General features: G+C 66.2%; 22 protein-coding genes. 9 read left to right on the forward strand and 13 right to left on the reverse strand.

The features are described from left to right. Positions 1-726 (reverse strand): IclR family transcriptional regulator, encoded by a 726-nt coding sequence (locus ACVWY0_RS01290; protein ID WP_485835107.1) that lies wholly within the window; start codon positions 724-726, stop codon positions 1-3. Positions 727-1,024: 298 nt separating this feature from the next. Here ACVWY0_RS01290 and ACVWY0_RS01295 point away from each other — a divergent pair, with 298 nt between their 5' ends. Continuing rightward, on the forward strand, positions 1,025-2,359 hold the full coding sequence (locus ACVWY0_RS01295; RefSeq protein ID WP_485835108.1) for an MFS transporter: 1,335 nt from the start codon (positions 1,025-1,027) through the stop codon (positions 2,357-2,359). A gap of 104 nt (positions 2,360-2,463) precedes the next feature. On the opposite strand, the gene ACVWY0_RS01300 is transcribed toward ACVWY0_RS01295, so the two are convergent. The 7 genes from ACVWY0_RS01300 to ACVWY0_RS01330 form a co-directional block, all read right to left on the reverse strand. Next, complete coding sequence (locus tag ACVWY0_RS01300) at positions 2,464-3,111, reverse strand: phosphoribosyltransferase (RefSeq protein WP_485835109.1); 648 nt, start codon at positions 3,109-3,111, stop codon at positions 2,464-2,466. A 91-nt stretch (positions 3,112-3,202) separates the two neighbouring features. Beyond that, positions 3,203-4,084, reverse strand: a complete 882-nt coding sequence (locus ACVWY0_RS01305; protein ID WP_485835110.1) for a serine hydrolase — start codon at positions 4,082-4,084, stop codon at positions 3,203-3,205. Positions 4,085-4,168: 84 nt separating this feature from the next. Beyond that, the gene (locus ACVWY0_RS01310) at positions 4,169-4,996 is read right to left on the reverse strand and encodes an alpha/beta fold hydrolase (RefSeq protein WP_485835111.1); all 828 of its coding nucleotides are present in this window, start codon (positions 4,994-4,996) and stop codon (positions 4,169-4,171) included. 4 nt (positions 4,997-5,000) lie between these two features. Then, on the reverse strand, positions 5,001-5,330 hold the full coding sequence (locus ACVWY0_RS01315) for a biotin/lipoyl-containing protein (protein WP_485835112.1): 330 nt from the start codon (positions 5,328-5,330) through the stop codon (positions 5,001-5,003). Then, a complete protein-coding gene (locus tag ACVWY0_RS01320; RefSeq protein ID WP_485835198.1) occupies positions 5,323-6,306 on the reverse strand; it encodes an alpha-ketoacid dehydrogenase subunit beta in 984 nt (327 codons plus the stop codon). The genes ACVWY0_RS01315 and ACVWY0_RS01320 overlap by 8 nt, the downstream gene beginning before the upstream one ends. A gap of 106 nt (positions 6,307-6,412) precedes the next feature. After that, positions 6,413-7,462: a thiamine pyrophosphate-dependent enzyme gene (locus tag ACVWY0_RS01325; RefSeq protein WP_485835113.1), complete on the reverse strand. Its 1,050-nt coding sequence runs from the start codon at positions 7,460-7,462 to the stop codon at positions 6,413-6,415. A gap of 197 nt (positions 7,463-7,659) precedes the next feature. Further along, positions 7,660-9,039, reverse strand: a complete 1,380-nt coding sequence (locus tag ACVWY0_RS01330) for an amino acid permease (protein ID WP_485835114.1) — start codon at positions 9,037-9,039, stop codon at positions 7,660-7,662. A 175-nt stretch (positions 9,040-9,214) separates the two neighbouring features. Between ACVWY0_RS01330 and ACVWY0_RS01335 the strand changes: the two genes are divergently transcribed. The 6 genes from ACVWY0_RS01335 (at position 9,215) to ACVWY0_RS01360 (ending at position 15,805) form a co-directional block, all read left to right on the forward strand. Next, entirely contained in the window at positions 9,215-9,694 is a 480-nt protein-coding gene (locus tag ACVWY0_RS01335) for an Lrp/AsnC family transcriptional regulator (protein ID WP_485835115.1), read from the forward strand. Positions 9,695-9,851: 157 nt separating this feature from the next. Next, positions 9,852-10,562: an NUDIX hydrolase gene (locus ACVWY0_RS01340; RefSeq protein ID WP_252565260.1), complete on the forward strand. Its 711-nt coding sequence runs from the start codon at positions 9,852-9,854 to the stop codon at positions 10,560-10,562. Beyond that, a complete protein-coding gene (gene nadA / locus ACVWY0_RS01345) occupies positions 10,559-11,881 on the forward strand; it encodes a quinolinate synthase NadA (protein ID WP_485835116.1) in 1,323 nt (440 codons plus the stop codon). The genes ACVWY0_RS01340 and nadA overlap by 4 nt, the downstream gene beginning before the upstream one ends. 52 nt (positions 11,882-11,933) lie before the next feature. Further along, positions 11,934-13,775 carry an L-aspartate oxidase gene (locus ACVWY0_RS01350; protein WP_485835117.1) on the forward strand — a complete coding sequence of 614 codons (1,842 nt, stop codon included), beginning with the start codon at positions 11,934-11,936 and terminating at the stop codon, positions 13,773-13,775. Next, positions 13,768-14,640 (forward strand): carboxylating nicotinate-nucleotide diphosphorylase, encoded by an 873-nt coding sequence (nadC, locus tag ACVWY0_RS01355; protein ID WP_485835118.1) that lies wholly within the window; start codon positions 13,768-13,770, stop codon positions 14,638-14,640. Before ACVWY0_RS01350 ends, nadC begins: the two co-directional genes overlap by 8 nt. A gap of 7 nt (positions 14,641-14,647) precedes the next feature. Continuing rightward, a complete protein-coding gene (locus ACVWY0_RS01360) occupies positions 14,648-15,805 on the forward strand; it encodes a cysteine desulfurase family protein (protein WP_485835119.1) in 1,158 nt (385 codons plus the stop codon). Between the two features lie 129 nt (positions 15,806-15,934). On the opposite strand, the gene ACVWY0_RS01365 is transcribed toward ACVWY0_RS01360, so the two are convergent. Genes ACVWY0_RS01365 through ACVWY0_RS01375 form a run of 3 tightly spaced genes read right to left on the reverse strand, consistent with a single transcriptional unit; the run spans position 15,935 to position 18,011 of the window. After that, a complete protein-coding gene (locus ACVWY0_RS01365) occupies positions 15,935-16,426 on the reverse strand; it encodes a GtrA family protein (RefSeq protein WP_485835120.1) in 492 nt (163 codons plus the stop codon). A gap of 19 nt (positions 16,427-16,445) precedes the next feature. After that, positions 16,446-17,294 carry a fumarylacetoacetate hydrolase family protein gene (locus ACVWY0_RS01370; protein WP_485835121.1) on the reverse strand — a complete coding sequence of 283 codons (849 nt, stop codon included), beginning with the start codon at positions 17,292-17,294 and terminating at the stop codon, positions 16,446-16,448. 54 nt (positions 17,295-17,348) lie between these two features. Then, on the reverse strand, positions 17,349-18,011 hold the full coding sequence (locus ACVWY0_RS01375; protein WP_058932062.1) for a DUF1684 domain-containing protein: 663 nt from the start codon (positions 18,009-18,011) through the stop codon (positions 17,349-17,351). 94 nt (positions 18,012-18,105) lie between these two features. Between ACVWY0_RS01375 and ACVWY0_RS01380 the strand changes: the two genes are divergently transcribed. Both ACVWY0_RS01380 and ACVWY0_RS01385 read left to right on the forward strand, forming a co-directional pair. Beyond that, positions 18,106-18,921, forward strand: a complete 816-nt coding sequence (locus ACVWY0_RS01380; protein ID WP_485835122.1) for a hypothetical protein — start codon at positions 18,106-18,108, stop codon at positions 18,919-18,921. 70 nt (positions 18,922-18,991) lie between these two features. Continuing rightward, entirely contained in the window at positions 18,992-19,798 is an 807-nt protein-coding gene (locus ACVWY0_RS01385) for a transglutaminase-like domain-containing protein (protein ID WP_485835123.1), read from the forward strand. A gap of 75 nt (positions 19,799-19,873) precedes the next feature. Here ACVWY0_RS01385 and ACVWY0_RS01390 read toward each other — a convergent pair whose 3' ends face one another. Together ACVWY0_RS01390 and ACVWY0_RS01395 are read right to left on the reverse strand one after the other, a co-directional pair. Continuing rightward, complete coding sequence (locus ACVWY0_RS01390) at positions 19,874-20,344, reverse strand: MarR family winged helix-turn-helix transcriptional regulator (RefSeq protein ID WP_485835124.1); 471 nt, start codon at positions 20,342-20,344, stop codon at positions 19,874-19,876. Next, entirely contained in the window at positions 20,344-21,453 is a 1,110-nt protein-coding gene (locus ACVWY0_RS01395; protein WP_485835125.1) for an LLM class flavin-dependent oxidoreductase, read from the reverse strand. The genes ACVWY0_RS01390 and ACVWY0_RS01395 overlap by 1 nt, the downstream gene beginning before the upstream one ends. Between the last annotated feature and the right edge of the window lie 51 nt (positions 21,454-21,504).

Consider the following 21,504-nt stretch of genomic DNA (forward strand, 5'->3'; position numbering starts at 1 on the left):
TCAGCCCAGCTGGGCCTCAATGCGCGCGGCACCCGCCATCAGCGCAGCGGCGATTTCGTCCGGATTCTGGGCTGCCCGGATATAGACGACGGCCAGCGCGGCCGGCCGGCCGGCAGGGACCCTGACCGGGACAGCCACGGAGGAGACTCCGGGTATGACTTCATCGTGGCTGGCGGCAAAGCCCAGCTGCCGCGCGGTTCCGGCCTCGGGCCGGTAGGGGATTCCCGGGGCAGCCGCATGCCACTCAGCTTCTGAATAGGAGGACTGGATCGCAATGCCAGGGGCACCCGCGCTGATGGGATGCCGGGAGCCGGGGTGCTGGACGATGGCGGCCCCCGTATGCCGCGGGTCCACGGTGACCAGCGTGACACAGTCATCGCGGTCCCAGACGGCCACAAAGGCACTCATGGTCAGGGAGTTCGCGAGTTGCGTCAGTTCCGGCAGCGCCGCCGTCTGCAGGTTGCGGGCAACCCCCCGCGCCAGGACAGCCAGCCCGGGCCCCGGCTGGACTCTGCCCGCGTCATCGCGCACCAGCAAGGAGTGGTCCTCCAGGGTCCGCAGGATCCGGTAGGCCACGGAACGGTGAACCCCCATGGCGTCGGCAAGTTCCGCAATGGTCAAGGGAGTCTCCGCGGCCGCCAGGATTTCCAGCGCACGGATTCCGCGCGACAGGGTCTGGGACGGCGAAGCCTGAGCTGCTCCGGCGGGGACTGCGGTGGGCGTCATGGGTCCCATCCTAGGCGGCTGCACGGGCGCTGCCCGGGTGCCGTGACGGTGCTTCCCTCACTCGGACTGTGTGCGGATTTCGAAAAGCCCTGTGCTGATTCCGAAAAGGAAGTTCAACTATGGAACTGACTCGCATCAACTAACTGATCCGCGCGGAGAATCAAGAAAAAGAGTGCGTTTCATCACATCTTCGCGTAACGTCATACTAACTGACCGTTCGATCAGTAAATCGGACGCCCTAAATCCACCGTCGGCAGCCGTTATCCCCAACCAGGCTGCCCCAAGCCACGGAGTTCCAATGACCGAAACTTCACGCGTCGATTCCGAGGCGGGCCCGAGCAGCAAGCACGAGGAACGCAAGGTCCTCGCAGCAACGCTGGTCGGCACCACCATCGAGTGGTACGACTTCTTCATCTTCGCCCAACTGACGGGTACCCTGCTGTCCCCGCTCTTCCTGGCTCCGCTGAACGAATCCAATCCGGGCCTGGCCCAGATCCTGTCCTTCGCGCTGATCGGCATCAGCTTCCTGTTCCGCCCGCTGGGTGCAGTGGTTGCCGGCCACCTCGGTGACCGGCTCGGACGCAAGGCCATGCTGGTCTTCACCCTCCTGATGATGGGCGCAGCCACCTCGCTGATCGGCATGCTGCCGACCTACGCGCAGATCGGCGTCTGGGCCCCCATCCTGCTGATCATCCTCCGCATTGCCCAGGGCTTCTCCGCCGGCGGCGAATGGGGCGGCGCTGCCCTGATGGCGGTGGAGCACGCCCCCAAGAGCCGGCGCGGCGTGTTTGGCGCGTACCCGCAGATCGGCGTCCCGGTCGGCATGATCCTGGCCACCGGCCTGCTCTTCATACTCAACTCGAACATGTCCAAGGAGGACTTCGCGTCGTGGGGCTGGCGGGTTCCGTTCCTGCTGTCCATCGTGCTGATTGTGGTGGGATACCTGATCCGGCGGGCCGTGGCCGAGAGCCCCGTCTTCCAGGAGATGGCGGCCCGCAAGGCCGAAAGCAGGGCGCCCCTCAGCGAACTCATTCGTAGCCACAAGAGGCCAGTCCTCTACTCGACCATGATCTTCATCGCCAACAATGCCGCTGGCTACCTGTTGATCGCCTTCTTCATCTCCTACGCCACAAGGACGCTGAAGATGCCGGTCCCGGAAATCCTGCTCGCCACCACCCTCGCCTCCTTCGGCTGGCTGATCTTCACGCTCGCCGGCGGCTGGCTCTCAGACAGGATCGGCCGGGTCAAGACGTTCCTGATCGGGTATGCGATCATCTTCGTCTGGATGATCCCGATGTTTGCACTGATCGACACCAGGAACATCTGGCTTTACGGCGTGGCGCTCTTCGTCCTGACCATCGGCCTCGGTCTCTCCTACGGCCCCATGTCGGCGATGTACGCCGAGATGTTCCCGGCCAATGTCCGCTACTCGGGCATCTCCATCGGGTACGCGTTCGGTGCGATCCTGGGTGGTGCTTTCGCTGCAACCATTGCCGAGGCTCTGCTGCAGAGCACCAAATGGACCGGATCCATCGGCATCTACATCATGATCCTCTGCGTGATTTCGGCTGTCGGGGTCCTGCTTGCCAAGGAGACGAAGGGCAACCCGCTCGGCGTCAGCAGCCACCACTAAAGTTGTACGCATCGCAGAACGGCGGGTTCGGGCCATCTGGTCTGGGTCCGCCGTTCTGCCGTGAGGCCAGGTTGCGCCGTGAGGGCCCGGTGTTGCCGTCGGGCCTACTGGTTCAGCAGGCTGATGGCGTCCTCATCGGCCAATTGTTCGAAGTGCCGGTAGAAGCTGCCCACGGCGCGGAATTTGCCCGGCAGATGCAGGCACAGCACGGCGTCGCACACCCGCGACACGGCCGTGTAGGCTTCCACCGAACCCACCGGCGCTGCGGCGACGACGCGTGCCGCACCACCGGAACGGGCTGCCTCGGCGGCAGCGCGCATGGTGGCTCCGGTGGCCAGGCCGTCGTCGAGCAGTAGAACTGTTTGACCGGTGAGGTCGTTGCTGATCCCCGGGTAAGTCGCGGCCCGGCGGAGCAGCTCGGCCCTCTCGCGTTTCTCCACTTCGTCCAGCCGCTCCTGGCGGACGCCGTGGTCCAGAATGCGGGTGATCAAGGGACGGTTGAGCAGGCGCACTATCCGGCCTCCCGACCAGGCCAGCGCACCGAACGCTGTTTCGTCGTGGCCGGGGATGCCGAGTTTCCGGACCAGAACGGCGCCGAGTGGCAGGTACAGGGCCTTGGCAGCCGCGGCGGCCACAGGGATGCCGCCGCGGGCCAGCCCCAGGACGATGGTGTCGGGGCGTTCCCGGAACTGCGTGAGCACCGCAGCCAGCCGTTCACCGGCATCGGTGCGGTCTTCAAAACGCGTGCTCATTGTTCCCTCTCCGGCTGTCTCCGCCACGCTTCCAGCCTACCTTCTGCTGCCGCGCCGGGAACCGGGGATACTTCCTCCCACCGCTGCTCAGTTACGAGAGGGCGGCGGTAACAGCCTTGGTGATTTCCTGGATCACCACAGTCCGTTCAGGGATGTCGCTCAGGTCGGCACCCTTCGTGAAAACCACCAGCACGTAGCTGCCGGAGGACATCGAGAGGACGGCGGCGTCGTGGAGTTCGTTATCGAGCAGCCCGTATTTGTGGAATACGGTGACGCCGTCCGGAACTGCGGCCGGAATGAGGTTTTCGTAGTTGGTGTCCTGCATGTAGGACAGGAGCTGCTCCGTATGCTCCTGGTCCAGGAGCCGGCCCTCGAACAGTTCCGCCAGGATATGGGCCATCTCGGCGGTCGAAAGCGTATTCACCTCGGGGTCATACGTGACGTCGATGGAGGCGGCATACTCCGAAAGTTCGGAAAGGCCCACGGCGTCCATCAGCAGGCTCCACGATTCGTTGTTGCTGTCCTGGACCATCGCCTGGATCTGGAACTCCGAGGTGAACGCGCCCAGCGGTTCATCGAGGGACGCTGAACCCTCCTCCACGAGGTGGTAATAGGCCGCAGCGGTCAGTATCTTGGCCGTGCTCGCTGCTTCGAACGGTTCCTCCACGCCGTACTGGTGCACGTCCCCGCCGTCGGTAGCCATCAGCGCAGCACCCACCTGGTACTGGCTGTTGGCGCCGATGATGGCATCGATGGCTGCGTCCAGGCCTGCGTCAATCGGGGCGGAGCTTGCAAAGGTGTCGATGCCAATTGATGCGCGCGATGCCGCACCCTGCCCGGGCCGGGCAGGGGCCAGTACGTAGGCGGCAGCGATCAGGACCACGGCGAGGAAACCGGTGGCAGCCACCAAGGCGGAACGGCGGCGTAGGGCGGCGACCGTGCGGCGGGCGCGCGGCTGGGAAGGATCGTGCATCTGACGATCCAAGCAGCGGAACCTATGCGAGAGCTATGAAATCCCTGTCAGGGATCAGCCGCGCAGTGATCAGCTGCGCACTGGTCAGACCCCCAGGAAAGCGATGGCGCCTTGTTTGAAAGCCCGGCTGGTGATGGCGTTGGTGTGGTTGCGGCCAGGCAACGTCAGTTGTTCAGCCATGGACCCTGCCCGGATTCCGAGTGCGGCAAGCTGCGGCATGGTGGCCGCACGTTCATCCTGGTCGCCAGCCACAAGGAGCATCGGCATGTGGGGTACGGCTTCGGCAGGATCGAAGGGCTCGGCCTTGACGGCATCCACCAGGGACAGCAGCGCGAAGATGTTGTTGCTCGGCAGGAGCATGGCCATCTTGAGCAGGCCTGCCGTGGACTCGTCCGCGATGGGGGTCCCGTCGGCGAGGTAGTTCTGCGCTGCGATGAGGTCAAAGGCTGCCAGCGGATCGGCGATGTTCGGTCCGCCCAGGACCAGGCGGTGGACGATCTCGGGCTGGGTGGCGCCGAATTCCCAGGCGAGCCGGGCGCCCAAGGAATAGCCCACAACGTCCACCCCGCTGGTGGGGTCACCGTCGTGCAATGGCCGCACGCCGGCGTCGAACGCTATCTGCAGCAGATCCGCGCGGATCCGGCTGGGGGAGTAGGAGTCCATGTCCTCGGGGGCGCCGCTGCGGCCGTGTCCTGGTAGGTCCACGGTGATGACGCGGCGGCCGGCCTCCAGCAGGGCCGCCACCCACCCGGTGTCATGCCAGTTGAGTTTGCTGGAAGAGGAGAAGCCGTGCAGCAGCAGCACAGGGCGCAGTCCGGCGTCGTCATGGGGATCGTGCACCTCGACAAAAAGTTGGGGGTCAGTGCCCTCAACGGTGTGGGAATGCATCTCGCCGGTGTGCCTGCCGCTCATGCTGTCAGTCCTCATCAAGTACGGCGCTCAGGCGGACCCGGCGCGTCGGTGCCTCGTCCTTCGGGACCGTGCCCACGATTCCGGCGGTGTTATCCGGCACCTCGAACACGATCAGGGGTTCGCCGACATTGATCCTGTCGCCTGCCCCACCGAAGATACGGACCACTTTACCTGCCTGCGGACTGGGCAGTTCAACAGCGGATTTGCTGGTTTCCACCTCCACCAGCGGCTGGTTACGCTCTACCTGATCGCCGGGCGAAACCAGCCACTCAAGCACGGTCGCCTCGATCAGGCCCTCGCCGAGGTCCGGGAGCGGGAAGGAAACTTCAGCCACGGCGGTACTCCAATACTCGCTGGATCCCGCTGAGGATCCGGTCAACGTTGGGGATGTATTCGTCCTCGAGGTCACCGGAGGGGTACGGGACATCGAAGCCCGTCACGCGTTCCACCGGCGCCTTGAGGGTGTCGAAGCAGCCCTGGGTGATGAGTTGGGCCACCTCCGCGCCGAGGCCGGAGGTCAGTGGGGCTTCATGGACGACGACGGCGCGCCGCGTCTTCCCCACGGACGTCACCAATGCCTGGGCATCGATGGGCTTGAGCCAGCGCAGGTCCAGGACATCGATGTCCACGCCGTCCTCGGCGGCCAGGTCGGCCACCTGCAGGCAGCGCGCCACCATGGCACCCCAGGCCACAAGAGTGAGGTGGCGGCCTTCGCGCATGACCTTGGCGCCGGTGGGGGAGCCGCCGCCGGCATCGGCGTTGGCGACGTCAACCTCACCCTTCTGCCAGTAGCGGGACTTCGGCTCCATAAAGATCACCGGGTCCGGGCGGGAGGCTGAGTACTTGAGGAGGTGGTAGGCCTCGTGCGGGTTCGACGGCGACACCACCTTCAGGCCCGGCACGTGGGCGAAGAGCGCCTCGAGTGATTCGCCGTGGTGTTCGGGGGCGCGGATGCCGCCGAAGCTGGGAACGCGCAGGGTGATGGGCATTGGCAGGCTGCCGCGGCTGCGGTAGTTCATCCGGGCGATCTGGCAGACGATCTGGTTGATGGCCGGGTAGGCGAAGCCGTCGAACTGGACCTCCGGGATCGGATGGAAACCGGCCATGGCCAGGCCCACGGACATGCCCAGGATGCCGGACTCCGCCAGTGGGGTATCGAAGACCCGGGCCTCGCCGTACTTTGCCTGCAGCCCGTCCGTGATCCTGAAGACTCCGCCGAGCCGGCCGCAGTCCTCGCCGAAGATGACGGCCTTGGCGTTGTCCGCCAGGACCTCATCGAGGGCACGGTTCAGGGCCTGCTGCATGGACATCACTGCAACCGGCGTTTGTGCCTGCCGTTCCGGCGTTTGTGCCTGCCGTTCCGGTGTTTGGGCCTGTTCTTCCGGTGATTGAGCCTGTCGAAATCCAATGACCGAGTTAGACATGCTCGGACTCCTTCCGCCAGTTGGCAGCCTGGGCCTGCAGGGCGGGCGTGGTTTCCTGGAACACCAGGCTGAACATTTCGCTGCCGGGGCGGGGATCCAAGGCCTGGAGGCCTTCCCGGATTTGGTTCTCTTCCGCTTTTGCCGCGGCGAGGGCGGCGGCGAAGAACTCCTCGTCAGCGACACCGTCGGCGAGCAGGACCTGACGGAAGCGTTCCAGCGGATCCGGGCCGCCGTCGTCGTGCTCTTCCTTAAGAGTGCGGTAGCGGCCGGGGTCATCGGAGGTGGAGTGCGGTCCGCAGCGGTAAGTCATGGCTTCGATGAGGGCGGGCCCGTTTCCGGCCCGGCAGTGTGCCAGCGCTCGCCGTGTCGCCTCCACGACGGCCACCACGTCGTTGCCGTCAACGGTGACTGCGGGGATGCCATAGCCCGCGGCGCGGGCGGCCACGGAGCCGCCGGCCACTTGGCGTTCGGTGGGCACTGAGATGGCCCAGCCGTTGTTCTGGACGAAGAACACCACCGGCGCCTTCATGATGGCCGCGAAGTTCAGGGCCTCGTGGACGTCGCCCTGGGATGAGGCTCCGTCGCCGAAGTAGCTCAGGGCTGCGCCGGTTTCGTCGCCGGGGGCGGCGGCCAGGGTTTGGCCGTGGGCCCAGCCGACGGCGTGCAGCACGGAGCCGGCCACCACCGCCTGGATCGGGGCGAGCCGGGATTCCAGGGGATCGTAGAGGCCACCGTGCCACGTGGCTTTGTGGGTGGCCATGTAGGCAACCATGTCCACGCCCATGGCGCGGGCCACGCCCATTTCCCGGTAGGTGGGGAAGACGAAGTCGCGGGACAGGTCCACGGCGTAGCCGCTGCCCACCTGGGCTGCTTCCTGGCCCAGCTCGGGGGCGTAGCCGGGGATGATGCCTTGCCGCTGCCAGGCGACGGCGGACGTGTCCAGGTGCCGGACGGCCACCATGAGCGTATACAGTTCGCGGAGCTGGCCCGGGGTCAGTGGCGACGGTGCGTTGCCGGAAGCCGGCGGCGGAAGTGTGTCCATGCCTGTGACCCTAGTCACCGGCGGATGTGTGGGCAATCAGCGCAGTATGGGCTGCCCAGACTGTATAAAACTGTCCCGTGTTCCAACTGACAGCACAGCAATTTGTACAGTGCGAGCCGCCGTCGGTCTTTCGCCCTTCACCCAACTGGGTAGCGCTATCTGTCGTTTTGACCGCCGAAAACGACAGATAGCGCTACCTACTTGGGCTGGCGATCGCGGGTGGTCAGCCGGGCGCTGAGCCAGCAGGCTGCCGCGAGGCAGGCGACCAGAACGAACGTGCTCAGCAGCTGTCCGCGGCTGCTGTCCGCGCTGAAGCCGACGGCGAAGATCAGGCCCAGGAGGACCAGCCCGAAGATAGTCAGGCCCGGGAAACCCTTCATCCGCAGCGGAAGTTCGGCACCTTCCCGGTCCGCCCGGCGCCGGAGGATCAGCTGCGAAACAAGGGCAGTGCCCCAGACCACCAGGCACGTGGATCCGACCAGCTGGAACAAGGCCGGCAGGATCCGGTCCGGGAACAGCAGCTCCAGAACCGTGGCGAAGAAACCGAACGCCACGGACACGCCCACCGCCACCATGGGCACGCTGGCGCCGCTGAGCCTGGCCAGGAACCGGGGAGCCTCGCCGCGTTCGGCGAGCGAGTAAACCATGCGGGACGCACCGTAGAGGTTGGCGTTCAGTGCAGAGAGAAGTGCGACGACGGCAACGAGGGTGATCGCCGTGCCGGCGCCCGGGATCCGGGCCGCGTCGAGCACGCCGGCAAATGGCGAGGCGAGTCCTTCGGAGGAGACCGGAAGGACGGCCGCGATGACAAAAACCGACCCGATGTAGAAGACCAGGATGCGCCACAACACCGTCCGGATCGCCTTGCCCACGCTGTGCTCCGGGTCCTCCGTTTCCGCGGCGGCCACGGCCACGATCTCGGTTCCGCCGAAGGCAAAGATCACCACGAACAATGCCGTGGCGATTCCGCCAAGCCCGGCGGGAGCAAAATCAGTGGTGATGTTTGCGAGTCCGGGCGAAGCTACCTCGGGCAGGAGGCCTAGCAGCAGGGCGGCCCCCACGGCCAGGAACGCCACAATGGCGGCAACCTTCAGGATGGCAAACCAGAATTCGAACTCGCCGAAGTTCTTGACGCCCGTCAGGTTGATGGCCGTAAACACGACCATAAAGATCAGGGCCAAGGCCCAGACGGGGATAGCCGGCCAGACAGAAAACAGCAGGCCTGCGGCACCGAGAGCTTCCGCGGCGATGACCACCACCAGTTGGAGCCACCAGAGCCAGCCCACGGTGGCGCCGGCGGTTTTTCCAAGGGCGCGCTCGGCGTAGACGGAGAACGCGCCGCTGGTGGGGTTTGCGGCAGCCATTTCACCCAGTGCCCACATCACCAGGATGATGAGGGTCCCGGCGACCAGGTACGAGATCAGCACGGCGGGCCCCGCGGCCTGGATACCGGCCCCTGAACCCAGGAACAGGCCGGCGCCGATGGCGCTGCCCAGTCCCATCATGGTGAGCTGGCGGGGTTTCATGGTGTGGCCGAGGCGGGATTCCGGCCGCACTTCCGTGGACTTCAACGTCATGCCTGTGAACCTTCTTGGGGTTGGGGGTAGTGTCCCCGCAGGGACCACTTGAATTTACCGCCTAAGTTGCTGGCCCGCCGGCAGCCGTTGTGCAACTATGGTGGCACTTCTAATCACTCGGATGACTATTGGCTAGCAACTTGCTTACCCAATGGCGGTGCGCGAAGGAGATTGTATGAATGTTGACGCCCTGGATGCCAAAATTGTCCGATTCTTTACCGACAGTCCGAGGGGCTCGGTGCTGGAGGCCTCGAGGGTCCTGGGCGTCGCCCGCGCCACCGTCCAGTCGAGGCTGGACAGGATGACGGAGGCCGGCGTGATCAGCTCGTGGGTGCCCCGGCCTGACCCGGCAAAGTTCGGCTTCCCGGTGGTTGCCTTCTGCTCGCTGACCATCAACCAGGACCTGGGCCACGATGCGGTGGCCGAGGCGCTGGCCGCGATCCCGGAACTGATCGAGGTCCACACCGTTTCCGGCAGTTCGGATCTCATGGCGAGGATCGCCGCGCGGTCCAATCCGGATCTGCAGCGTGTTCTGGATGCGATGATCGCCACCAGGACCGTGCTCCGCGCATCGTCCGTGATTGTCCTCAACACCCACTTCCAGGGCAGGACACTGAACCTGCTCGAAGCCGCAGCCGCCAGGCAGCCGGAGTAAGGTCTCCGGGGACCAGTCACAGGAGCCTTCATCCGGTCACACTGGGCGGCGAAACATTTTGAATCAGGGGAAGGTGGCCGTAGAATCAGTTCTAGTCAAATTGACCATAACTAGATGATGGCAATGAAGCCCAGAAGCAGGGAGCGGGTGAGTGACCGTGTACAGCAGTTCAGCGAACGTCTCCGAGCGGGCCACCGCTGCACCCTCGCTCGCCATCTCCACCGTCATCTTCGCCCTGCGGCCCAGCGAATCCTCGGGCCGGCCTACCCTCTGGCTTCCCCTGGTCCGCAGGATTCGTGAGCCGTATAAGGATCTTTGGGCCCTGCCCGGCGGACCGCTGACGCATGTTGAATCCCTGCAGGATGCTGCGTCCCGGAACCTCCGCGAAACCACCGGACTCACACCGAGCTACCTGGAGCAGCTCTACGCGTTCGGCGGGCTGCACCGCTCACCCACCCAGCGCGTGGTGTCGATTGTCTACTGGGCGCTGGTCCAGCCCACGGAGGCCGCCCTGGCCGACGAATCGGAGAATGTGAAGTGGTTCCGGGCAGACAAGGTGGGGGACCTGGCCTTCGACCACAACGCCATTGTTGAGTACGCGCTCCGACGCCTGCGGAACAAGCTGGCCTACGGCTCGGTGGCCTACCACTTTTTGGGGGAGTACTTCACGCTCGCCCAGGTCCGGGAAGTCTATGAAGCCGTCCTGGACACCCGGCTGGACCCGGCCAACTTCGGCCGCCAGCTCAAATCCACGCCGGAGATCGAAGAAACCGGCGAATACCTCCAGGGCGGTAAGCACCGTCCGCCTCGTCTTTACCGCTTCACCGGCCGCCCCGGCCTTGACCCCGATAACAGGAGCACACCATGAGCAGCGTCAACACAGCCATCCAGCTGATCACGCGCGAACAAGCCGAAAGCGCGGCCCGCAGCGCGGCAGCAGGCAAAACAGCAGCCACCTGCAGCCCGGCGCTCGCCAAGGGTCCGTGGGAATACGACCTTGCCGAAGCCCTCGCGGGTGCCCCTGCATACGGACCCGGCGCCTCCAGCGCGGACGTTGCCCCGGCCGCCACGCCGCGCCAGGGCCAGCTGCCGGAGGAATACAAGCTCGCCAGCGATGCCGAGCTCGATGTCCGCATCCGCGCGGCCAAGAAAAAGCTCGGGGACCGGGCAGTGATCCTGGGCCACTTCTACCAGCGCGACGAAGTCATCCAGTACGCCGACTTTGTGGGCGACTCCTTCCAGCTGGCCAACGCCGCCCTCACTCGGCCCGACGCTGAGGCCATCATCTTCTGCGGCGTGCACTTCATGGCCGAGACCGCGGACATCCTCTCCACCCCGGAACAGTCCGTCATCCTGCCCAACCTCGCCGCCGGCTGCTCCATGGCGGACATGGCGGACACCGACTCCGTGGAGGAGTGCTGGGAACAGCTCGAAGAGATTTTCGGTACCGAGGCCGACGCCGAGGGGCGGGTTCCGGTCATTCCGGTCACGTACATGAATTCCTCCGCCGCCCTGAAAGCTTTCTGCGGCCGGAACGGCGGCATCGTCTGCACCTCCTCCAACGCCAAGGTGGTCCTGGAATGGGCCTTCGAACGCGGCCAGCGGGTCCTCTTCTTCCCTGACCAGCACCTGGGCCGCAACACCGCCAAGGCCATGGGTGTGCCGCTGGAGCAGATGCCCATGTGGAATCCGCGCAAGGAACTGGGCGGCAACGACGAACAGGCCCTGCTCGATTCCCGCGTGATCCTCTGGCACGGCTTCTGCTCTGTCCACAAGCGCTTCAACGTGGGGCAGATCGAAAAGGCCCGTGCCGAGTTCCCCGGCGTCAACGTGATTGTGCACCCCGAGTGCCCCATGGAGGTGGTGGACGCCGCTGATTCCGCCGGCTCCACCGACTTCATCAAGAAGGCCATCGCAGCCGCCACCGAACCGACCACCTTCGCGATCGGCACGGAGGTCAACATGGTGAACCGGCTCGCCGCCGAGTACCCGCAGCACACCATCTTCTGCCTGGACCCGGTGATCTGCCCCTGCTCCACGATGTACCGGATCCACCCCGGCTACCTCGCCTGGGTCCTGGAGGAACTCGTCGAAGGCCGCATCGTCAACCGCATCAGCGTGGACGACTCCGTGCAGGGCAACGCCAAAACCGCGCTCGAGCGTATGCTCGCCTCGCGTCCGCTGTAGCCCGCAGCTGCAATCCCGCCCGCCGTACCCTGGAAATCGAAACGAGCCCCTCATGAGCGCAGAGAGCCCTGCCGGTGGTCCGGCACCCCGGCGGCTGATCGTCGTCGGGAGCGGTATTGCGGGACTGTACTCCGCGTTGCTTGCCGCCGACGCCGGCGCCGAAGTGGTGCTGCTGACCAAGGGTGCGCTCGCAGACAGCAACACGTACTACGCCCAAGGCGGCATCTCCGCCGTCCTCGACGAGCCCGCGCCCGGGGACACTGTGGCCGCGCACATCGCAGATACGCTGAAGGCCGGGGCCGGGCACTGCGACGAGGAGGCCGTCCGCGTGCTCTGCACGGAGGCCCGCCTGGATATCGCCGGCTTGGAACGCTTCGGCGTGCGTTTTGACATGGACGACGACGGCGACCCCTCGCTGGGTCTCGAAGCCGCCCATTCCGCGCCGCGGATCCTGCACGCCGGCGGCGACGCAACCGGTGCCGGCGTAGCCAGGGCACTCATCAGGACTGTCCTGGATGCGCAGGCCGCTGGCCGGATCCAGGTCATCGGGCACGCCCAGGTGACGTCCCTGTCGCAGAGCGAGGGCCGCGTGACAGGCGTGAATTTCCTCCACGTCGGGCGGGAACTCGGCGTCCACGGCGATGCCGTTCTCCTGGCCACCGGGGGAGCCGGCCAGCTGTTCGCCCAGACCACCAACCCCGCCGTGGCAACGGCCGACGGGCTGGCACTCGCCTGGCGGGCCGGAGCCGCCGTGGCGGACCTGGAGTTCTTCCAGTTCCACCCCACTTCCATGGTGCTGGCTGCCGATGCCGTTGAGGCCGCAGGCAACGGCGCTGAGCCGCTGCTGATCTCCGAAGCCGTCCGCGGCGAAGGCGCCATCCTGCTGGATGCCCACGGCGAACGCTTTATGCCCGCCTACCACCCCGACGCAGAGCTTGCCCCGCGCGACGTCGTCTCCCGCAGCATCGCCCTGCACCTGGCCACCCTCGGGGATCCCAACGGGCACGTGTTCCTTGACGCCATGGTGGTCGAGACCCGCCACGGCCAGGGTTACCTGGCCAAGCGGTTCCCCACCATCACCCAACGCACCCGCGAAGCCGGCGTCGACTGGACCCGCGAACTCGTCCCCGTGGCACCGGCCGCGCACTACTGGATGGGTGGGGTCCTTACCGACCTCTACGGGCGGACCTCGGTGCCTGGGTTGCTGGCCGCCGGGGAGGTTGCTTGCACCGGCGTTCAAGGGGCCAACCGGCTTGCCAGTAACTCTTTGCTCGAAGGTCTTGTCTTTGGGCGGCGGGCTGTTGCTGCGTTCCTTGGGAACCTCCCGTCGCAGGACACCGATGCTCCGCGTGCTGTCTCGGCCTGGGTGTCGCCCGACGCTCTTCCTCCGCTCGCTGTCTCGGCCGCTAGCGGCCTCCCCTTGACGCTCGCTTCCGGAACACCCTCGGACGACGACGGAACTGTCGCCTTGGGTGCCGAAACAGTCGCGTTGCCAGCACCGATCGCTTGGGAGTTTGAGGCCATTCCAGCGCCGGGGCCTGTTGAGACTTCGTTTGTTGAGGCCGGGCCGTTTTCCCGGGTGGCTCTTCGGCGCTTGATGACTGCTAGCGCTGGGGTGCTTCGTGATGGCGGGTTGCTTAGGGCGGCTTCTGGCTTGCTTGGGGCCTGGGCCTCTGCTGGCGATCCGGTTACTGTTCCTGATTCCTTCGATCCGCGGGAGCATGAGGATGCCAATCTTTTGTTGGCTGCGCAGCTGCTCGTGCATGCCGCGCGGGAGCGGCGGGAATCCTTGGGGGCGCATTACCGCAGCGACAGCGTGCCGGGAACGGCCGCCGTCGAACATTTTGACAAGCGTTACACCATGAGCCGGAAAGCGAGCCTCGTTAATGACTAGCCTGACCCTCCCCGCAGCACCCGTCCGGGACATCCTGGAACGGGCCTTTGCCGAGGACGCGCCCAGCGGCGACATCACCTCCCAGCTGCTGATCCCGGCTGACGCCCGCGCCACGGCAGTGCTCAACGCCCGGGTGCCGGGCGTGTTCAGCGGCGGTACCGTGTTCCGTGACGCCATGAAGCTCGTGGATCCGGGCACCGAGGTGGAGCTGCTGCTTGCCGACGGTGCAGCGTTCGACGCCGGCACCCACCTCGCGCGTGTTACCGGCAACGCCCGCTCGGTGCTGCTCGCCGAACGGGTCGGGCTGAACCTCGTCCAGCGCATGAGCGCCATCGCCACGAAGACCGCGGAATTCGTGGAGCTTGTCGAAGGTACCAAAGCGCGCATCACCGATACGCGCAAGACCACCCCCGGCCTGCGCGTGCTGGAGCGCTACGCCGTCCGCTGCGGCGGGGGAGCCAACCACCGCTACAGCCTGTCCGACGCCGTGCTGGCCAAGGACAATCACCTGGCCGTGATGACCGGGGGAGACCCCGCCAAGCTCACCGCCCTGCTCGCCGCGGCAAAGGCCCAGCTGGGGCACACCACGCACTTCGAAGTGGAGGTGGACAGCGCCGAGCAGATCGAACCTGTCCTTGCCGCCGGTGTGGACACCATCATGTTGGACAACTTCACCCTCGATGAGCTCCGCTCCGGCGTCAAGCAGGTGGACGGACGCGCCATTGTGGAAGCCAGCGGCAACGTGAACCTGGGCACCGTCGCGGATATCGCCGCGGCTGGCGTTGACGTCATCTCCATCGGTGGTCTCACCCACAGCGTCGCCGCACTGGACCTAGGGCTGGACGTCGAACTGAGGGCCGGCTGACACCGCCATGATCTTCCTCGACGCCGCCGCCACCACGCCTGTCCGCCGCGAAGTACTCGAGGCCATGTGGCCTTACCTGAGCGGCGAGTTCGGCAACCCCTCCAGCCACCACACGCTGGGTGAGGCCGCTGCGGCTGCGCTCGCAGGCGCCCGCGCCGCCGTGGCCAAGGTGCTCGGCTGCCGCCCGGGCGACGTCACCTTCACGTCCGGCGGAACGGAGGCGGACAACCTCGCGCTCAAGGGCATCGCCCTGGCCCGGCAGGCCGCGGACCCGAGGCTCAACCGCGTGGTGATCAGCGCCGTCGAACATCCTGCCGTGGAGGAGTCCGCGCGGTACCTGGAGCGGTTCCACGGGTTCGCCGTGGATGTGGTTCCGGTGGACAGCGCCGGCCGGGTGACGCCTGAGGCGCTCGCGGCCGCGCTCCGGCCGGAGACCGCTCTGGTCAGTATCATGTACGCGAACAACGAGGTGGGCACCATCCAGCCGGTTGCCGAACTGGCTGCAGTGGCCACTGCGAGGGGGATCCCGTTCCATACCGACGCCGTCCAGGCCGCGGGCTGGCTGCCCCTGGATGTCAAGTGGTTGGGCGTGGATGCCCTGAGTATTTCCGGCCACAAGCTGGGTGCGCCCAAGGGCTGCGGCGTGCTCTACGTCCGCGGCCGGACCCGCGTCGAGCCCCTGGTGCACGGCGGCGGGCAGGAACGCGGCCGGCGGTCGGGAACCGAAAACGTGGCAGGTGCGGTGGCGCTGGCTACCGCCCTGACGCTCGCCCACGCTGAACGGCCGGAACTGGCGGCTCGAGTGGCAGGGCTCCGCGAAGACTTCATCGCCACCATCCTGGACACGGTCCCGGGAGCCCTGCTCACCGGGCACCGGACGGAACGGCTGCCGTCAGTAGCGTCGTTCTGCTTCCCCGGTACCAGCGGCGAATCCGTGCTGTTGGAGCTGGAACGGCAGGGTGTGGTGTGCTCGAGTGGTTCGGCATGCGCCGCGGGTTCGGATGCGCCGTCGCCGGTGCTGACCGCGCTGGGCTACGACGCCGAAGTCGCGCAGACAGCCGTGCGGTTCAGCTTCACCTCAGCAGTGACTGCCAAGGACCTGGAACAGGCGGCGGCAGCCGTGGGCACCGCCGTCGGGAGTGTCCGGACCCTCGGCCGCAGCTAGCGATCCCCAACCTGCCCAACTAAGTAGCGCTATCTGTCGTTTTGGAGGCTCAAAACGACAGATAGCGCTACTCAGTTGGGGGAGAGGAGAGGAGGGGAGGGGAGGGGAGGACAGGGCAGCGGGAGCGGTTCAGATGTGGCGGGCGCGGCGGAAGATCCAATGCCGCAGCATCGTGAACCGCACGGCGGTGGCCACGAAGCCCGACAGTGTGGTGGTCCACAGCTCATCGGACACGGTGGCGTCCGGGTGCAGCCAATGCAGCACGCCCAGGCTGCCGCCGGTAATGACCAGCGCCACGGCGATGACGATCATGCCGTTGAGGTGGTCGCGGGCCATCCGGCGCTGCCCGGAGATCTTAAACGTCAGCCTGCGGTTCAGTGCCGTGTTCATCAAGGACGTCAGCACCAGGGCGGCCGCGTTGGCCAGCTGCGGTCCCAGCCAGGGGCGCAGCAACGCATAGAGCGCCAGGGACGTGGCGGTGCAGATGATGCCGACGCCCGTGAAGCGGAGGAGCTGCCGCACCAGCGGAAACCTGAAGATTCCGCGGTAATGCTTGGTGGCCGGCGCACCGCGCGTGGGCTGCTGCGTCAGCTGGGCGGCGGGCGCAGCAGGGGTCTCCATGGGTCAATCCTGACACATGTTAGGCCGGTGGTTCCTCCCAGGACGCAGCCTTCACCGGGTTGCTGAGCTCGCCAATTCCCTCCACCCGGCACACCACTGTGTCTCCGGGGTGGATGCGGGCACATTCCGCCGGGAAGCCGGTGAGGACCAGATCGCCGGCGTGCAGGGTCATGAAGGAGCTGAGGTACACGAGGATTTCGTCCACCTTCCAGCCGAGTTCGGTGCTGCTGGCGGCCTTCAGTTCGGTGCCGTTGTGGACGATGCTGATGGACAGGTCCGAGTCGTCGAGGTCCGTCACAATCCAGGGGCCCACGGGAGTGAAGGTGTCCTGGCTCTTGGCGCTGATCCACAGCTCGTCCGACTTCTGCAGATCGCGCGCCGAGACATCGTTGCCGATGGTGAATCCCAGGATGGCGCTCCGGGCAGTTTCCAGCGTCAGGCCACGGACGGTGCGCCCGACGACGACGGTCAGTTCGGCTTCCGGGTCAACGTAACCCACCGTGGAGCTCAGCTCGATGGCCTCGCCCGGGCCGATCACGCTCGATGCCGCCTTGTGGAAGGCCTGCGGGGGGAGGTCCCGGCCGGCCGGGCCGGTGTTGTGCGCCATGCCGAAGACGTTAAAGGGGACGGATGGCGCCAGGAAGGTGAACGAGTCCTGGTCTACTGCAGTGCCGGCTTCCCAGCCGGGCCGGGCCGGGTGGTTGGCGTTCGCGCGGGACGCCTCGAAGGGGGAATCAACAACTGTCCAGGACCGGCCTGCGTCGGAGCCGAAGTCGGGGGCGTCATTGGCCACGAAGAAATGTTCGTCGGCAACAGCCGGGGACAGGGGGCGGACGCGGGCAAGGCGGCGGGGGGCGCTGGCAGTCATGATGACATCCTACGTCCTCCGGCGGCCGGCGGCCGGTGGCCGGCTCCGGCAGGCTCAGTACAGCTCGCCCACCGGGATCTCCACGGCCAGGCGGTTGGACGGGCCGGGCAGCGGGCAGGCCCAGGCCTCGTTGTAGGCGCAGGACGGATTGTAGGCAAAGTTGAAGTCCAGGACAAACTCCGCGCCCGCCCCCGAGCCATGGACCCCGTGGAACGCGCCCTTGATGGTGTCCAGGAGGTACCGGCCGGCGCCGTAGGTTCCACCGGGCTGGCCGGCCGTGGCGTCCCGGAACGGAACGAAGATCCCGCCGCCGTAGCCGTGCAACTTCCACACGCCGAGCTGGCCCAGCTCGGGAAGATCGAACGTGCCCAGCCGGACAAACCGGACCACGCCGTCGGTGGCGGTTTCCACGGTCATTTCCCGGCCGGCTCCCTCAAGGGTCAGCGGCACATAGAAGCGGTAGATGGGATCGTAATCGGCCGTCTTCAGGCCGGAGAACTGCGACTTGTCCCTAGCGCTGAGGGCCGAGGCCGGATGCGTTGCGAACATACGGTCGCGTTCATGCCGCCACAGGGAATGGGCCTCCGCCGGATCTTCAGCGGCAACTTTCCGTACCGTGTCGTACAGGGCAAACGTCCGCAGCCGCCAGTCCGCAATGTCGATGGCGGAGATGTCCGCCAGGCTCTCAAGGTCCGCGCCGTACTGCTCATCCGCCATAGGCACCAGCCTAGTCCCTTGCGCGCGGGGAATGTCCGACGGCGACACGAGGCTCCGGCCCTTGTCCACAGTCGCCCGCCGATAGGCTGGCTGCATGACACACAAGGCGGCAATGTGGGGAGTGCGGACGGTAGCGCTGCTGATGGCCGGTGGCCTGGCGGCCGGCTGCAGCGCGCCCGGTAACAGCGATTCAGCGTGGACGGCGCAGCCGGACACATCGGCCAGCCCAGGCGCCAGTACGAGCTCAACCGCCGGCGCTACCGGTTCCCCGTCGTCGGATCCTGTTGCCACAGCGGGTGCGTCGACGTCCGCAGCACCCGGCCCGGCCGCAACAGCTGCTGCCTGGAAGACCTTTACCGATCCGGCGAAGACCGTCAGCTTCGATCTGCCGGAGGAATGGATCGCCCAATCCGTCACGCCCGAGGACGGGACATTGCCGGGTGCCCTGAAGATCGAGGTGAAAAAGCAGGACGGCACGGTGGTGGCCACGCTGCGGACAGGACTGCCGCCGTCGTCGTCCGAGTGCCCCGAGACTGCCCGGAAACCGTATGTTGTGATCAGCAGCGTGCCGGTGGAGCTTCCCAGCCTGACGGGGGAAGGCACCATCGCCCCGCACGTGGTGTTCCGCGTCATCCAGGGCTACCGCTACTTCGGTTCCTACGGCCTCACCAACATTGTGGGCGGGGCTGACGGCCAGGCCTGCGAACTGCGGAATGTGGTCCGTGGCCCGGCAGGACAAGGGGACTACTCGTTCGGTGACCTCGGAGTCCTGAAGGCCTTCGCCCCGGATGAGAAGGTGGCCCCGGCGAAGGCGTTTGACACCCTGGGCCAGGCCGAAAAGTACGTGGACGAGAGCTCGGAATTCGCGAACGTCCAACGGATGCTAATGTCTCTGGAGATCAAAAACTAGTCCTGCCCCTTGCCCCTCCACCCCGGGCCAGCGCGGGAAGTTCTGCCACTACCCCACACCCCGGAGATACATGGAACGCACCGTTTCAGCACGTATGGTTTTTAGGACCATCGCCGACACGAAGGCAGCCCTGGCCATCGCTGTAGCCAGGAATCCCGGCTACACCTCGTTTGATGAATCCCTGACTGTCACGGCCGACGGGCAGCCGGTTCCGTTGCAGGAACTCGCGGACCATCATGGCGGCCGCCTGCACTACATGGAGCTCACTGAACCCGCCGAGGTCACCGTTGAGTACTCAGCGGCGGTGGCCGGGCAGGCCGTTCCCGAAGAAGCCACCCTGGCTGAGCTCATCCGCTACGTGCGGCCAAGCCGCTATGCGGAGTCGGACCGGCTCCTGCCCACGGCCTATGCCGAATTCGGCGGCTTGCACGGCGCCGAACTGCTCCAGGCCGTGCGGAGCTGGGTCTTCGGGGAATTGCGGTACATCAGCGGGTCCTCCAGGGGAACTGACGGCGCCGTGGAAACCCTCCTGCACCGCAGGGGAGTGTGCCGGGACTTCGCGCACCTGGCCATCGCCCTGCTGCGTTCCAAGGACGTCCCGGCCCGGCTCACCGCCGTGTACGCGCCGGGGCTGAGCCCCATGGATTTCCACGCGGTAGCCGAGGCACATGTCAATGGCGCCTGGCACGTCATCGATCCCACGGGGCTGGCCCCGCGGGAGTCGATGCTGCGAATCACCGCCGGCCGGGACTCCTCGGACACCGCATTCCTGTCCACCGTGGGCGGGCGCCTCACGCTGAAAGAGCTGCGCGTCAGCGCGGTGGTCAACGGCCAGCTGCCGCCGGAAGATCCGGCCAAGCTGGTCATGCTGGGCTAGTTCCCGTAGCGCCCGGCCTCGGCCGGTCAGTTACTTCCCGGTCAGTTACTTCCCGGCAAGGTATTTCCCAGGCAGTTACTTTGCCGGCCGCGCCCCCACGGAATGCCGGAGTTTCTCGGTCAGCCGCTGGAGTTCCCTCTGCTCGGCAGCCGTCAGGGCCGGCCCCACCAGGCTGGAGATGTCCCGCACGTGCTCCCGGCCGATCTCCTTCTGGAGGGCGGACCCTTCCTCGGTGAGCTTCAGCAGCACGCCGCGGCCGTCGTCGGGGGCCGCCATCCGGACCACAAGCCCGCGCTTTTCCAGCCTCTCAACCAGCCTGCTGAGGCTCGACTGGCTCAGCAGGACATGGTCATTGAGTTCATTGAGCCGGAGCCAGCCGGACGGACACCGGGAGAGCGTGAACAGCACGTCGTACTCGTTGATGGCCACCTTTCGGAAGGCAGGACCGGCCTGCAGCCTGCGCATGACCGCAACCTGCGCCCGGAACAGGGATTCCCAGGTTTCCGCCGCCAGGCGGATGGGTGATTCGTTTCCGTCGGCAGCCATCACGCCTCCGAAGGGGCGGTCTCAGGCGCCGGTGCAGCCATCAGGGCGGCAACGCGGCCGGCATGCGTGGGCGGATCCGGCACGTGGGCGGGCTTGAGGGCAGCGTATTCCTTGCGGAGGACCGGGAGGACTTCCTCGCCGAACAGGTCAAGCTGCTCCAGCACTGTCTTCAGGGGCAGGCCTGCGTGGTCGATCAGGAACAGCTGGCGCTGGTAGTCGCCGAAGTACTCGCGGAACGTCAGGGTCTTTTCGATGACTTCCTGCGGGCTGCCCACGGTGAGCGGTGTCTGGGAGGTGAAGTCCTCCAGCGACGGGCCGTGGCCGTAGACGGGCGCGTTATCGAAGTAAGGCCGGAATTCCTTCACGGCGTCCTGGGAGTTCTTCCGCATAAAGAACTGGCCGCCGAGGCCCACGATGGCTTGGTCCGCCTTGCCGTGGCCGTAGTGCTCGTAGCGCTCACGGTAGAGGCTGATCAGCTGCTGGTAGTGCTCCTTCGGCCAGAAGATGTTGTTCGCGAAGAAGCCGTCGCCGTAGTAGGCGGCCACTTCGGCGATCTGCGGAGTGCGGATGGAGCCATGCCATACAAAGGGGGCCACGCCGTCGAGCGGGCGTGGGGTGGAGGTGAAGTTCTGCAGCGGCGTACGGAATTTGCCTGACCAGTTCACCGTGTCCTCGTCCCACAGCCGGCGCAGCAGGCTGTAGTTCTCGATGGCCAGTTCCACGCCGTCCTGGATGTTCTTGCCGAACCACGGGTACACCGGAGCCGTATTGCCGCGGCCAAGGACCAGATCCACGCGGCCGTCGGCCAGGTGCTGCAGCATGGCGAAGTCTTCGGCGATCTTGACCGGATCGTTGGTGGTGATCAGCGTGGTGGCAGTGGAGAGGGTGATCCGCTCGGTCTGCGCGGCGATGTACGCGAGCGTGGTGGTGGGCGAGGAGGAGAAGAACGGGCGGTTGTGGTGCTCGCCGAGGGCGAAGACATCCATGCCGATTTCCTCGACTTTTTTAGCGATTGCCACGGCTGCTTTGATGCGTTCGTTCTCCGTGGGCGTCCGGCCGGTGGTGGGGTCAGTGGTGATGTCACTGACGCTGAATACGCCGATCTGCATGGTGTGCCTTCCGTTTCCTGGACTCTCCGGGCTTGATTCCACTATACCCGA

The organism is Arthrobacter sp. UYNi723 (assembly GCF_054057635.1).

Excerpts from the sequence above, each read along its gene's own strand:
- ACVWY0_RS01310 (WP_485835111.1), bottom strand. The coding sequence starts at position 4,996 with ATGAGCGGCAGGCACACCGGCGAGATGCATTCCCACACCGTTGAGGGC.
- ACVWY0_RS01290 (WP_485835107.1), bottom strand. The coding sequence starts at position 726 with ATGACGCCCACCGCAGTCCCCGCCGGAGCAGCTCAGGCTTCGCCGTCC.
- ACVWY0_RS01390 (WP_485835124.1), bottom strand. The coding sequence starts at position 20,344 with ATGGCTGCCGACGGAAACGAATCACCCATCCGCCTGGCGGCGGAAACC.
- ACVWY0_RS01370 (WP_485835121.1), bottom strand. The coding sequence starts at position 17,294 with ATGACTGCCAGCGCCCCCCGCCGCCTTGCCCGCGTCCGCCCCCTGTCC.
- nadC (WP_485835118.1), top strand. The coding sequence starts at position 13,768 with ATGACTAGCCTGACCCTCCCCGCAGCACCCGTCCGGGACATCCTGGAA.
- ACVWY0_RS01350 (WP_485835117.1), top strand. The coding sequence starts at position 11,934 with ATGAGCGCAGAGAGCCCTGCCGGTGGTCCGGCACCCCGGCGGCTGATC.
- ACVWY0_RS01295 (WP_485835108.1), top strand. The coding sequence starts at position 1,025 with ATGACCGAAACTTCACGCGTCGATTCCGAGGCGGGCCCGAGCAGCAAG.
- ACVWY0_RS01300 (WP_485835109.1), bottom strand. The coding sequence starts at position 3,111 with ATGAGCACGCGTTTTGAAGACCGCACCGATGCCGGTGAACGGCTGGCT.
- nadA (WP_485835116.1), top strand. The coding sequence starts at position 10,559 with ATGAGCAGCGTCAACACAGCCATCCAGCTGATCACGCGCGAACAAGCC.
- ACVWY0_RS01380 (WP_485835122.1), top strand. The coding sequence starts at position 18,106 with ATGACACACAAGGCGGCAATGTGGGGAGTGCGGACGGTAGCGCTGCTG.
- ACVWY0_RS01365 (WP_485835120.1), bottom strand. The coding sequence starts at position 16,426 with ATGGAGACCCCTGCTGCGCCCGCCGCCCAGCTGACGCAGCAGCCCACG.
- ACVWY0_RS01320 (WP_485835198.1), bottom strand. The coding sequence starts at position 6,306 with ATGTCCATGCAGCAGGCCCTGAACCGTGCCCTCGATGAGGTCCTGGCG.
- ACVWY0_RS01375 (WP_058932062.1), bottom strand. The coding sequence starts at position 18,011 with ATGGCGGATGAGCAGTACGGCGCGGACCTTGAGAGCCTGGCGGACATC.
- ACVWY0_RS01325 (WP_485835113.1), bottom strand. The coding sequence starts at position 7,462 with ATGGACACACTTCCGCCGCCGGCTTCCGGCAACGCACCGTCGCCACTG.
- ACVWY0_RS01330 (WP_485835114.1), bottom strand. The coding sequence starts at position 9,039 with ATGACGTTGAAGTCCACGGAAGTGCGGCCGGAATCCCGCCTCGGCCAC.
- ACVWY0_RS01305 (WP_485835110.1), bottom strand. The coding sequence starts at position 4,084 with ATGCACGATCCTTCCCAGCCGCGCGCCCGCCGCACGGTCGCCGCCCTA.
- ACVWY0_RS01360 (WP_485835119.1), top strand. The coding sequence starts at position 14,648 with ATGATCTTCCTCGACGCCGCCGCCACCACGCCTGTCCGCCGCGAAGTA.
- ACVWY0_RS01395 (WP_485835125.1), bottom strand. The coding sequence starts at position 21,453 with ATGCAGATCGGCGTATTCAGCGTCAGTGACATCACCACTGACCCCACC.
- ACVWY0_RS01385 (WP_485835123.1), top strand. The coding sequence starts at position 18,992 with ATGGAACGCACCGTTTCAGCACGTATGGTTTTTAGGACCATCGCCGAC.
- ACVWY0_RS01335 (WP_485835115.1), top strand. The coding sequence starts at position 9,215 with ATGAATGTTGACGCCCTGGATGCCAAAATTGTCCGATTCTTTACCGAC.